General features: G+C 53.6%; 7 protein-coding genes. 5 read left to right on the top strand and 2 right to left on the bottom strand.

The features are described from left to right. The first annotated feature begins 407 nt into the window (after nucleotides 1-407). Genes FYJ60_RS12470 through FYJ60_RS06190 form a run of 3 tightly spaced genes read left to right on the top strand, consistent with a single transcriptional unit; the run spans nucleotide 408 to nucleotide 4,072 of the window. Nucleotides 408-1,223, top strand: coding sequence for a class I SAM-dependent DNA methyltransferase (locus FYJ60_RS12470; RefSeq protein ID WP_205838983.1), 816 nt, complete (start codon nucleotides 408-410; stop codon nucleotides 1,221-1,223). Nucleotides 1,224-1,226: 3 nt separating this feature from the next. After that, entirely contained in the window at nucleotides 1,227-2,111 is an 885-nt protein-coding gene (hslO, locus tag FYJ60_RS12465; protein WP_205838981.1) for an Hsp33 family molecular chaperone HslO, read from the top strand. Between the two features lie 38 nt (nucleotides 2,112-2,149). Further along, nucleotides 2,150-4,072 (top strand): NAD(+) synthase, encoded by a 1,923-nt coding sequence (locus FYJ60_RS06190; RefSeq protein ID WP_154457796.1) that lies wholly within the window; start codon nucleotides 2,150-2,152, stop codon nucleotides 4,070-4,072. 70 nt (nucleotides 4,073-4,142) lie between these two features. Here FYJ60_RS06190 and FYJ60_RS06185 read toward each other — a convergent pair whose 3' ends face one another. Further along, nucleotides 4,143-4,412, bottom strand: coding sequence for a hypothetical protein (locus FYJ60_RS06185; protein WP_154457795.1), 270 nt, complete (start codon nucleotides 4,410-4,412; stop codon nucleotides 4,143-4,145). Between the two features lie 269 nt (nucleotides 4,413-4,681). On the opposite strand from FYJ60_RS06185, the gene FYJ60_RS06180 reads away from it, so the two are divergent. Continuing rightward, nucleotides 4,682-8,104, top strand: a complete 3,423-nt coding sequence (locus tag FYJ60_RS06180; RefSeq protein ID WP_154457794.1) for a PD-(D/E)XK nuclease family protein — start codon at nucleotides 4,682-4,684, stop codon at nucleotides 8,102-8,104. Beyond that, nucleotides 8,101-11,919, top strand: coding sequence for a helicase-exonuclease AddAB subunit AddA (gene addA, locus FYJ60_RS06175; protein WP_154457793.1), 3,819 nt, complete (start codon nucleotides 8,101-8,103; stop codon nucleotides 11,917-11,919). The genes FYJ60_RS06180 and addA overlap by 4 nt, the downstream gene beginning before the upstream one ends. On the opposite strand, the gene FYJ60_RS06170 is transcribed toward addA, so the two are convergent. Further along, nucleotides 11,920-13,119, bottom strand: coding sequence for a pyridoxal phosphate-dependent aminotransferase (locus FYJ60_RS06170; protein ID WP_154457792.1), 1,200 nt, complete (start codon nucleotides 13,117-13,119; stop codon nucleotides 11,920-11,922). It abuts the gene before it with no gap. Nucleotides 13,120-13,224 lie beyond the last annotated feature (105 nt).

Raw genomic sequence — 13,224 nt, 5'->3', positions numbered from 1 at the left:
GCGCTCATTTTTCAGGAGCAATCAACTGTTATCTGCGAAAAGGGTTACAAATTTTTCGGTAATACTGATTAGTACGATTTTTGAGTCGTCATGAATAATTCAGGGTTAACAATATTATAGCGGAAATGCAGACGGAAGCCTATGATAAAATGTATGACAGCCAGTCTGTTTCTTGCTTTATTATACTGTAATAATAACAAAGAAAGGTTGAATGTGAGAAGATGGAGATAAGAACGGAGATAAGAACAGATGGGAACTGTAAAAGTCCTGGGATTATTATCGTTAAAAATGTGATAGAATGCTTCTGTGCATGTGAGCATAAAGCCGTGCAGGCTGGTTCCATGCGGCCATGCCCTGTCCTGGGCATGGCGGGTCATTGAAATACTGAAATACGGAGTTTACACACCATGAATTCTATGTACGGGAGCTTTGCCTCGGTCTATGATCCTTTTATGGAGGATGTGGATTATAGCGGGTGGAAGGATTTTATTGTCAGGAGGCTGAAGGAAAATGGCATCAGGGACGGCCTTGTCTGTGAGCTGGGATGCGGAACCGGAACCATGACAGAGCTGCTGGCTTCCGCGGGATATGATATGATCGGAATCGACAGCTCGGTCGATATGCTGGAGGCAGCGCAGGAGAAAAAAATCGTGTCCGGACATGATATTCTCTATCTGGAGCAGGATATGCGGGATTTCGAGCTTTATGGAACGGTGCGCGCGATTGTCAGTGTCTGTGACAGCATGAATTATCTGCTGGAAGAAGAAGATCTGCTGCAGACCTTCCGCTGGGTCAATAATTATCTGGATCCGGAAGGCGTCTTTCTGTTTGATATGAATACAGAGGAGAAATACCGCCGGATCGGGGAGAGTACGATTGCGGAGAACCGGAAAGAGGGAAGCTTTATCTGGCAGAACAGCTACGATGAAAAGGAAAAAATCAATGAGTATGATCTGACTCTTTTTCTGCCGGAAAATGACGGCATACAGCGCACGGAGAATTATGATGACTGGGAAGAGGATGACCGGATTTTCAGGAAAACGGAGGAGGTTCATCTGGAAAGAGCCTATCCTCCGGAAACAGTGATCCGCATTCTGGAGGAGGCAGGAATGCGTTTTGAGACGATGTATGACAGCTACACAGACAGGGCTGCCACAGAGGAAAGTCAGAGGATTGTATACCTGGCCAGGGAAAACGGAAAGAAAACAGAAAAAGGAGTTTAAGTAATGGATTATGTTGTCAGAGGAACAGCCGCGGATGGATATATCCGCGCATTCGCTGCTTCTACCAGAGATTTAACGGAAGAAGCAAGAAGCATACATAAGACAAGTCCGGTGGTGACGGCCGCCATGGGGCGCCTTCTTACGGCCGGGTGCATGATGGGGATCATGCTGAAGGGAGAAGGGGATCTGCTTACGCTGACCATCCGGGGTGACGGCCCCCTGCAGGGAATCACTGTGACGGCCGATGCGAAGGGAAGAGTAAAAGGATTTCCCTATCAGCCTGAGGTGTGGATTGATCCGAGGCCGGACGGCAAACTGAATGTCGGAGGGGCTGTGGGCAGGGGAACCCTTACCGTGGTTCGGGATCAGGGATTGAAGGAACCCTATTCCAGCCAGGTAGAGCTGGTTTCCGGAGAAATCGGAGAGGATCTGACGAATTATTTTGCGGTCAGCGAACAGGTGCCGTCTTCTGTCGGACTGGGTGTTCTGGTGGACAGGGACCAGAGCGTCAAAGAGGCCGGAGGCTTCATTGTCCAGCTGATGCCGGGAGTCAGCGATGAGGTAATTACTGCGCTGGAAAATAATCTGAAGGAACTGCATTCGGTTACACAGCTGCTGGAAAACGGACTGACTCCGGAACAGATTCTGGAGAAGATCCTGCGCGGGCTTCGGCCGGAAATACTGGAAACCATGCCTGCCAAGTATCACTGTAACTGCAGCAGGGAGCGGGTAGGCAAGGTGCTGCTGAGCATCGGCGCCAGAGAACTGCAGTCCCTGATTGACGAGGGAAAACCTGCGGAGCTGAATTGTAATTTCTGCGGAAAATCCTACAGCTTCAGCGTGGAAGAGATGAAGGAGATTCTTGCCGCCGCCCGTCAGCAGGGTTGAAACTGACAGAAAGAGTAGAGAAAAAAGAGGGTTACAGCATGAGACAGGGATTCATTAAAGTCGGCGTATCGACACCGGAGGTTTGTGTGGCGGACTGCCGGGCAAATGCGGAGGCTGTCCGGCAGCGGATACAGGAAATGCGGCAACTCGGCGTAAAAGTCATGGTATTTCCGGAACTCTGTTTGACAGGATATACCTGCAGCGACCTGTTCCTTCAGGACCGCCTGCTGAATGAGGCGGCACAGCAGCTGGAAAATCTGCGGGAGCAGACGGAGGATACAGACGCGCTGATTTTTGTCGGCCTTCCGCTGGAAGTAAAGGGAAAGCTGTACAATGCGGCGGCTGTGCTGAACAGAGGAAGGCTTCTGGGGTTCGTGCCCAAAAAACACATTCCCAATTACAATGAGTTTTATGAGCGCAGACATTTTACGCCTGGGGAAGAGTCCGTGATCTGGATTGACTGGAACGGCCGGAAGGTTCCCTTCGGCATGAATCTGCTTTTTGCCTGCAGACAGGTCCCTCACCTGGTTGTGGCGGCGGAGATCTGTGAGGATCTCTGGGTACCATGTCCTCCGGGAATTTCGCATACGGCGGCGGGAGCCACTGTGATGGTAAATCTTTCCGCCAGTGATGATATGGTAGGCAAGGACTCTTATCGCCGTTCCCTGGTCTGCCAGAATTCGGCCAGCCTGGTGTGCGCCTATCTCTATGCTTCGGCCGGGATTGATGAGTCTACGACAGACCTTGTGTTCGGCGGCCAGGATATGATTGCGGAAAACGGAACGATTCTGGCGGAATCCCGGCGCTTTTCCAATGACACGGCTGTCTCGGAAATTGATGTGGACCGCCTTGCCGCGGAAAGAAGAAGGCTCAGCACCTATCCGAAGGCAGGGGCGGACGCCGCTGCCCGTTATGAGACGGTATTCTTTGATCTGGAGGTGGAGGAGACCAGGCTGACCCGCCGGATTGATCCGCATCCGTTTGTTCCTTCAGATGCACAGTCAAGGGAACAGCGCTGTAATGAGATTCTGAATATTCAGGCGCTCGGTCTGCGGAAAAGACTGAAGCATACGAAGTGCAGACATGCGGTTGTCGGCATTTCCGGCGGTCTGGATTCTACACTTGCCCTGCTGGTGACGACAAGGGCCTTTGACATGCTGGGCATTCCGAGAAAGAACATCCTGTCTGTCACCATGCCCGGGTTCGGCACCACGGACAGGACCTACGACAATGCGTGCAGACTGACGGAAAAACTGGGAGCCACGCTCCGCGAGGTAAGCATTAAAGACGCCGTGACGGTTCACTTCCGCGACATCGGGCAGGACAGTGACACGCATGATGTCACGTATGAAAACGCGCAGGCCAGAGAGAGAACACAGATCCTGATGGATCTGGCCAATCAGTGCGGCGGCCTGGTCATTGGAACAGGGGATCTTTCCGAGCTGGCTCTCGGATGGGCCACCTATAACGGGGATCATATGTCCATGTATGCCGTCAATGTCTCTGTGCCAAAGACCCTGGTCCGTCATCTGGTTCGCTATTACGCGGATACCTGCGGAGAGGAAGGGTTGAGGAATACACTGCTGGATGTGCTGGACACGCCGGTCAGCCCGGAGCTTCTTCCTCCGTCGGAGGGGCAGATTGCCCAGAAAACAGAAGAACTGGTGGGACCCTACGAGCTGCACGACTTTTTCCTGTATTACATGCTCCGCGCGGGCTTTGAGCCGGCAAAAATCTATCGTCTGGCGAACTATGCATTTGGCGGGCAGTACGATGCCTTGACAGTCAGAAAGTGGCTGGAAAACTTTTACAGGCGGTTTTTCTCACAGCAGTTTAAGCGTTCCTGCCTTCCGGACGGCCCCAAGGTAGGCTCGGTAGCGGTCAGCCCCAGAGGGGATCTGCGCATGCCAAGTGATGCCTGCGCCGCTGCCTGGATGGAGCAGATCCGGCATCTTTCTTGATCCCTCTGCCTCGCATGCCGGACATCCGGCCGGGGAATCCTGCGCTTGTAAGGACAGAGTGCAGGATTCCTCATTCTTCGCGATTTTTCCGGACCATTTCTTCAAATTCCTTCTCAAATTTTTTGTCGGATGCCTTGTCCAGCTTTCGGAGCAGCAGAAACAGCAGGGCGTTCAGAACAATCAGGAAAATTCCCAGACCCGGGGCACCTGAAAACAGGGCAATAATGCCGAAAATAAAAAATATGATCAAAAGAATGTAAAAGACCATCTTCAGACCAATCAGGAAATCTTCCCAGAGAATCAGAATGCCCTCCCAGATTTTATCCAGTATTTTTTTCATTTACGCCTCCCGGTATGCGCCTTTCGTCTCCGAGCCGATTTTGGAGTATCCTTATTTTTGCAGAATTTCCCGGAAGGTTGTAGTGCGGAAAAACTTCTGCCTGCAGTAAAACTGGTACTTGACATTTTTCCGGCGGCGCAGGCGCCATCCGGACGGAGGGTTGGGTGAGAAACACCGGAAAGAGGGGCGTCCGGTTGAACCTTTACCGGGAAGATTGTAAAATCATCCCATGATATTTCTGCCAGATAAAGAGGACAAGAGGTGAAAAAATGTCGCTTCAGTTTGTAACCGGCAGCAGCGGTGCCGGCAAGTCGCAATATGTCTATGAGGAACTTCTGCGGGAATCCGCGGAACATCCGGAGAAACAGTATCTGGTGATTGTACCGGAGCAGTTTACCATGCAGACACAGAAGGAAATTCTGCAGAAAAGCCCTGTTCACGGCCTTCTGAATGTGGATATCCTCAGTTTTAACCGGCTGGCCTGGCGGGTCTTCGGGGAAACCGGCGGGGACAGCCGTCCGGTTCTGGAGGATACCGGGAAAAGTCTTGTGGTACAGCGGGTGGTATCCGCGCAGAAAAAGAATTTGAAGGTGCTGGGAAAGTCTCTGTCCCGGCAGGGCGCGGTGGAGCAGATGAAGTCTCTGATTTCGGAGTTGATGCAGTACCGGATTGAGCCGCGGGAGCTGTCCGCGTGGACAGAGGGAAGCAGTCCTTATTTTTCGGATAAAATCCGGGATGTCCAGACGGTTTACCAGGGGTTCCGCGATTACATCCGGGATCATTATCTCACCACGGAAGAGGTGCCGGAGCTTCTCTGCGGAGTCATTGGGAAGTCGTCCCTGGTGCGGGACAGCGTTGTCCTTCTGGACGGGTTTACCGGCTTTACGCCGGTACAGAATCTGGTCGTCCGTGAGCTGCTGGCGCTGGCGGAAAAGGTCACGGTTGTGGTTACGCTGGACGGGAGAGAGGATCCCTGGCAGACGGGCGGCATCCACCAGCTCTTTTACATGAGCAAGCGGATGATCCGGGATACCGCGAAGCTGGCAGAGGAAACCCATACAGAACTTTTGCCTGTCCGGAAGGCAGACAGCAGGGGAAAGGGACGGTTTGCGGATAATCCGGAGCTTGCGTTCCTGGAACAGAATCTGTTCCGGTATGGAAACCGGGTGTACAGAAAGACGGGTCAGGCAGGGAAAGAATGTTCCGGAATTCGCCTGGCAGAAGCGGCGGATCCCACACAGGAGGTTACCTTTGCGGCAGAACAAATCCGTCGTCTGGTCAGGGAAAGAGGGTATCATTACCGCGATTTTGCGGTTGTTACCGGAGATCTGGATTCCTATGCGGGAAAAGCGGAACGGATTTTTGCGTCGGCGGACATCCCGTATTTTCTGGATCAGAAAAAAAGCGTCATGACAAATCAGCTGGTGGAATGTATTCGTTCCGTCTTGGATATGATGATCCGGAATTACAGCTATGAGTCGGTTTTCCGTTATCTGCGGAGCGGTCTGTCGGATTTTACACCAGAGGAAACAGACCTGCTGGAAAACTATGTCCTGGCTGCGGGCATCCGGGGGCATAAAATGTATCGGGAGACTTTTGTGCGCCGGCCGAAGCAGGACCGGGAGGACCGGATGCTCTGTTACAACGGACTCCGGGAAAAATTCCTGCAGGAGACGGAGGAGCTTTACGAAGGGCTGCATGAAAGAATGGGAACTGCCGGAAGAAAGGCAGAGGCGCTGTACCGCTTTCTGGTAAAAACCAGGTGTCAGGAAAAAATAAAGGCAGAACAGGAGCGGTTCAGGGAAGGGAAGGATCTGCTCTCGGAGAGAGAATATTCCCAGATCTGGGCATATGTCATGGATCTTCTGGACAAGATTGTGGAGGTTCTGGGAGACGAGCCGATGAAGTTGGAGGATTTCCGGGATGTCCTGGAAGCCGGTTTTCAGGAGGGAAGAGTCGGCCTGATTCCGCCGGGGGAAGATCAGGTTACCGTGGGAGATATCCGGCGGACAAGGCTGGGCAGGGTACGTGTGCTCTTTTTTGTGGGAGTCAATGAGGGAATTATCCCACAGTCGCTGGCTGCGGGGGGAGTGCTCTCGGAGACGGACCGGGAGGAGCTTCAGAAAAAAAACATAGAGCTTTCGCCTACGGCCAGAGAGGAAATCTATCAGCAGCGGTTTTATCTGTATCTGAGCATGACAAAGCCGCGGGATCTTTTGTACCTTTCTTTCAGCCGCACATCCGGCGGCGGGAAGGCGCAGATGCCTTCGTATCTGATCAGCGTCGTAAAAAAAATGTTCCCGGATCTGGAAATACGAAACCTGGATGCCGATCATCCGGCCGGGGAACGTCTGGAAACGCCGGAGGGCAGAAAAAATCTTCTGTTTGAGGGACTGTCCGGCATGCGCAGAAATCTGCCGTCGGCAGAATTCCGGGGACTTGCGAAATGGATGCGGGAAAGCCCGGAAAAGAGCAGGGAGCTGGACCGGCTTCTGCTGGCGTCCCGGTTTTACAGGAAAGACACCGGAATCGGCAGGGCGATAGCGGGAAAGCTTTACGGCATGACGCTGGTAAATTCTGTGACCAGGCTGGAGGAATTTGCCGGGTGCCCGTACCGTCATTTTCTGGATTACGGCCTGGGGCTGCAGGAACGAGAGGAGTTTGTATTTACCGCGGCGGATTTCGGGACAATTATGCATGAGGCGCTGGAATATTTTACACGGAGTCTGGGCAGAGACCACAGAGAATGGGCGGCGCTGTCCGGGCCGGAGCGGGATGCTCTTGCGGATACGGCTCTGGAAAATGTGCTGGGAAATCACAGCGGGCTTCTTTACAGCACTGCCAGGAATACGGCTATGGTCAGCCGGCTCAGGAAAATGCTGCGTCAGACGGTCTGGGCGCTCCAGGAACAGCTGAAGCCGGGGGAATTCCGGCCGGAGTCGGCAGAGACCTCTTTTTCCGGAAGAATGCGGGATGCCCGATACTTCCTGGAAGGCGGAGCACAGATGAAACTGACCGGGCGGATTGACCGGGTGGACGAATGTGTGCAGGACGGCAGACGTTACTTAAAAATCATTGATTACAAGACCGGAGAGACCCGGCTGGATCTGACCCGGCTGTATCATGGCCTGCAGCTTCAGCTTCCCGTGTACATGCAGGCGGTTCTGCAGGAGGAGCAGAAGAAATATCCCGGAGAAAGTGTGGAGCCGGGGGCAATGTTTTACTATCATATCCGGGATCCTTTTATTGAAGATGCGGAGCCCGGCATGGAAAAAGCGGCGCTTCTGAAGGAACTGCGCCCGGACGGACTGCTCCGTTCCGAGAATGCGATAGTGCGTCTGTTTGACCGGGATCTGGTTTCCGGGGCGTCGCTTGTCATACCTGTCTCTCTGAACAAGGGAGGGGAGCCGTCCAAAAATTCCGGTTCCGCGGCGGGGGAAGATTTCCGCGTACTTCTGGACTACACGGACAGAGAGGTGAAAAAACTCGGAAGCAGGATGATGTGCGGGGAGACAGCGGTCAGCCCGTACCGGATGGGGGACCAGACCGCCTGCGGGTACTGCCCTTACCGAGCGGTCTGCCAGTTCGATGAACGGCTGGGAGACCGGTACCGGCAGATCCGGAAGGAAGAAAAGGGCGCGGTCCTGGAAAAAATGAGAAAGGCCGGAGGTCAGGAGGAAAACCAGAGATGAGTGTGAAATGGACGGAAGAACAGCAGGCAGTCATCAGCCTGAGGGAAAAAAATCTTCTTGTTTCCGCTGCGGCCGGTTCCGGCAAGACTGCGGTACTGGTAGAGCGTATTCTGTCGCTGATTACGGATCCGGAGCATCCGGTCAATCTGGATGAGCTTCTTGTTGTCACGTTTACACGGGCGGCTGCCGGAGAAATGAAGGAAAGAATCGGTGCCGCCCTGGAAAAAAAGCTGGCGGAGGATCCCGGCAATGTGCATCTCCAGCAGCAGGGGGCGCTTCTTCATCACGCCCAGATCAGCACCATCCACGGATTCTGCACATCTGTGATCCAGAATTATTACCAGCGGATTGATTTGGATCCTGGTTACCGGATCGGGGACGAAAATGAACTCTCTATGATCAAAAGAGAGGTTCTGGGAAATGTGATTGAGGAGCGGTATGCCCAAAACAGGCCGGAGTTTCAGAATTTTGCGGAGTCTTTCGCCTCCGGGAAAACGGACAGCAGGCTGGAGGAGCTTGTGCTTCAGGTTTACGAACAGGCCGTCAGCGAACCCTGGCCGGGAGAATGGCTGGAGAAGTGCCGGAAAACATCCACGGTGACAAAAGAGGAAGAACTGGAGAAAGCTCCGTGGATGCAGGCGGTTCTGGCAGAGGCGGAAAAAAGGAAGGAAAGCATCCGTCTGCTGCAGGCGAAAAATCTGGGGGACATGCGCCGGGAGGATGCGCCCTCCTGTTACGCGGACAATATCGCGTACGACAGGGACGCGGTGAACGCACTCTGTTCCTGCCGGACCTACGAGGACTACAGAAGGACACTGGCGGAATGGGAAAAAAACAGGCTTTCCTCCAGGCGTCTGCAGAAGGGGGAGGACGCCGGATTAAAGGAACAGATCAAGAACCGCCATAACCAGATCTGGGATCAGATTGCCGTGCTGCGCGGACAGTATTTTTCCCGGACCGTGCAGGAGATTCTGCAGGAGATGGAGGACACGGCTCCTTTTATGGAGGAGCTGGTACAGCTGACATCCGATTTTATGGCTGCCTTCGGAGAGGAAAAGAGGAAAAGAAATCTCTGCGATTTTTCGGATTTGGAGCATTTTGCACTCCGGATTCTTCTGGAAAAGGGGGAGGATGGAACTCTGCGCCGGACAGACGCGGCCAGAGAGATTTCCGGGCGCTACGCGGCGGTGATGATTGATGAATATCAGGACAGCAACTACATCCAGGAAGCGCTGCTGGCTGCTGTTTCCGGTAATGGGGAAGGACGGAACAACCGTTTTATGGTGGGCGATATCAAACAGTCTATCTATGGTTTTCGCCAGGCCCGGCCGGATCTTTTCCTGGAAAAGTACCATTCTTATCTGCCTTTTCAGGAAAAAAACAGCTGTTCGGGACAGGACGGCCAGACGGTTCCGATCGGACGGGAAGCAAAGGAGCGTTCCGGTGAAGATTCTCTCCGGATTGATCTGTTTCAGAATTTCCGGAGCCGGGCACAGATACTGGACACCGTCAATGCCCTGTTCCGGAAACTGATGGTTCCGGAATTCGGCGGTATTACTTATGATGATGCGGCTGCCCTGCATTATGGGGCGGCTTATTACCCGGGCTGCCCGGATCCGGACTTTCCGGACAGCGAGCTGCTCCTGCTGGACCGCGGCTCGGAAGAATTTCAGGAGGATCATGGCAGGGATGTGATGATTGAAGCGGAAGCCCGCCTGGTGGCCGCAAAAATCAGAAAGCTGCAGAGAGAGGGATGGGTGTGGGATAAGGATACAGAAGCTTTCCGCAGGCCGGAGTGGAACGATTTTGCCGTACTGCTCCGCTCGGTTTCCGGGTGGGCGGATGTTTTTGTAAAAGTCCTGAATGAAGAAGGGATTCCCGCCTACAGCCTGTCCAGAGAGGGCTATTTCTCTGCGATGGAGGTGGTGCTGGTACTGGATTATCTCCGGATTCTGGACAACCCCAGACAGGAAATCCCTTTTGCGGCGGTGCTGCATTCCCCGATCGGAAACCTGACAGATACCGAGATGGCTCTTCTGAAAACAACGTTTCCCGAAAGCCCAGTTTACGAAGCTGCTGAAAAATTCGCGCAGCCGGATTTGCCTGCAGAGAAAAAGTCCGAACCTCTTTCCGGGGAAGAGACAGAAGAGACGGAAGTGCTGAGAAACAAGCTGCAGACGTTTTTTGAAACGTATCACATGCTGCGGGCACAGGTATCTTTTACGGCAGTCCATGATCTGGTCCAGGAAGTTCTGGACCGCACCGGGTTTGGCGATTACGCGGCCTCCATGCCGGCGGGCGAACAGAGAAAGGCCAACCTGGATATGCTGACAGAGAAGGCGTATGCCTTTGAGCAGACGGGAAACTGCGGGCTTTTTTCCTTCATCCGCTATATCGAGAGAATGAACCGCTATCAGATTGACGAGGGGGAGGTCAACCTGTACTCCGAGAATGAGAATATTGTCCGTGTCATGACCATCCATAAAAGCAAGGGGCTGGAATTTCCGATTGTTTTTGTTTCCGGACTGGGGAAGCAGTTTAATCTTTCCGACCAGAAGGGAAATGTTCTTCTGAATTCCCGTCTGGGGATCGGACTGGAGGATTTTCATCCGGAAACACGAATCAAACATTCTACGCTGCAGCGCAGCGCCATCGCCCTGCAGAACAGTCTGGAGAGCAGGGCGGAAGAACTGAGGGTTCTGTATGTGGCGCTGACCCGCGCGAAGGAAAAGCTGGTTATGACCGGCGTCGTGGCGGATGCCGCCGGTCTGCCGGAACCGGAAGAAAGCATCCCCTACACGAAGCTGACGGGTGCAAGGTGCTATCTGGACTGGATTCTTCCGGCCAGGCCGGAAGACAGGAAAATCCTGGATACACAGATTGTCTCCGGAAGCTTTCTGAAAGAGGAGGAAGAGCGGACGGCGGAACACTATGTCGGGAATCTGCGGGAGATACCGGGCACTCTGCCGGCAGGGGAGGATAATCAGGCGGACACCGGCGCAGACGGCATCCGTCTTACCGTGGAGGAAGGTGCTTTAACGGAAGATAAGAAGAAAGAGGAACAGATTCTACAGACCCTTCGCAGAATATCGGCGTTCTCCTATCCTTACAGCAGGGCGGCTTCCCTTCCGGCCAAAATGACGGTCAGTGAACTGAAGAAAGCCGAGTTGGAGGAGATGCAGGAGGACAGAGGGAAGGAGATGTACCCCGCGGAGGGAATTGTGCCCTATATCCCGGCGTTTATGCGGGAGAAGAAGCTGCCGGAGGAAACCGCCGGGGCTTCCCGCGGAACCATCTGGCATCATTTTCTCCAGACCTTTGATTACAGTCAGATAAAAGAAACAGAAACAGGAGAAACGGACGCGGAGGAGGCGGTTCGCAGAGAAAAGCAGCGCATGCTGGATGACGGAATACTCAGTCAGGCGGATGCGGCGGTCATCAGCGAAAAAACGATGGCAGGCTTTCTCTCCTCCGATCTGGGGGAGCGGATGCGGCGGGCGGCCCGGAAGGGCAGCCTGCACCGGGAACAGCCCTTTGTTCTGGATGTTCCGGCCGATGAGATTGATTCCTCCTGGCCCGTGGACGAAAAAATACTGGTGCAGGGAATCATTGATGCCTATTTCGAGGAAGACGGAGGCTTTATCCTGGTAGATTATAAAACAGACCGCGTCCGTACAAGAGACGGACGCGATCTTGCGGAAAAATACCGGCCCCAGCTTCTGTTCTACCGGAAGGCGCTGGAGCAGATTACCGGAACGCCTGTCAGAGAGACATGGCTGTATTCGTTCGCGCTGGGGAAGAAGATTCGGGTATAATCAGCCCTTTCCGTATTCTTCTGCCAGTGCGCGGAAGGCCGGAAGGCTGTTTCGGATCTGTTCTTCTGTCACGCAGTAGGCGATGCGCACATATCCCGGAGCGCCGAAGCTGTCCGCCGGAACAAGGAGAAGCTCATGCTTTTTCGCCCTTTCGCAGAAGGCGGAGGCGTCAGGTTCCATGGCTTTTACAAACAGATAAAAGGCTCCGTCCGGATGAACGCAGGTATAGCCGAAAGAAACCAGGGACTGATACAGAAGATCCCGGTTTACCCTATAAGCCTCCAGATCAGATACCATTCCGTCGCAGGCCGCGATCACATGCTGCATCAGACTGGGGGCGCAGACATAGCCCAGCGCCCTGCCCGCGCCGCAAATGGCCGCGTACAGAGCTTTGGAATCTGCCGCCTCGTCCGGAACCAGAATATAGCCGATACGTTCTCCCGGAAGAGAGAGAGATTTGCTGTAGGAGTAGCATACCAAAGTGTCAGGATAATAATTCGGAAGGTAGGGAACAACGGTGCCGCTGTGATAGACAAGTTCCCTGTAGGGCTCATCCGCGATCAGATAGATGGGATGACCGTATTCTTTCTCTTTTTCGGCAAGAAAGGCGGAGAGATCCCGGATGACGGCTTCCGGGTAAACAACTCCGGACGGATTATTCGGTGAGTTAATAAGGATCGCCTTGGTATTCCTTCCGACTGCCTTTTCCAGCTCCGGAATCCGGATCTGAAAGGTTTCCGGGTCGGTGGGAACAATCCGGAACGCCGCTCCCGCGGTCTCCGCAAAAACCCGGTATTCAGGGAAAAACGGGGCAAAGGCCAGGACTTCGTCTCCTGCATCCGGTACAATCAGCGCAGTCAGAGAGAGCTTAAGAGATGCTGCCGCCCCGCAGGTCATATAAAGGTTATCTGCCTGGAAAGACGTTCCAAAACGGCGGTTCAGATCTGCGGCAATCGTCCGCCTGGTTAACAGGTCACCCTGCGCGGATGTATAGCCGTGCAGATAGACGTCATCCTGTGAATCCAGCAGGTCATAGATCGTTTCATTCACCGGATCAGGGGCGGGAACACAAGGATTCCCCAGACTGAAATCGAAAACCTTGTCCTCTCCGATTTCCGCCTTTCTTTTCTTTCCATATTCAAACAGGTCACGAATGACCGATCGGTTTTCCCCCAGCTCCTGCATTTTTGTATTCAGCATTCTTAGAACCTCTTTTCTGAATTTCCTGGTTTTCTTCTTAATATAGTCTCCGGATATAATCTCCGGACAAAGCAGTCTGCCGGCGGCAAGTCCAAAGGCAGATTG

The organism is Bilifractor porci (genome assembly GCF_009696005.1).
Taxonomy (GTDB): domain Bacteria; phylum Bacillota; class Clostridia; order Lachnospirales; family Lachnospiraceae; genus Bilifractor; species Bilifractor porci.
The sequence above is the reverse complement of the archived record's forward strand: the minus strand, read 5'-3'. Positions and strand labels throughout refer to the sequence as shown.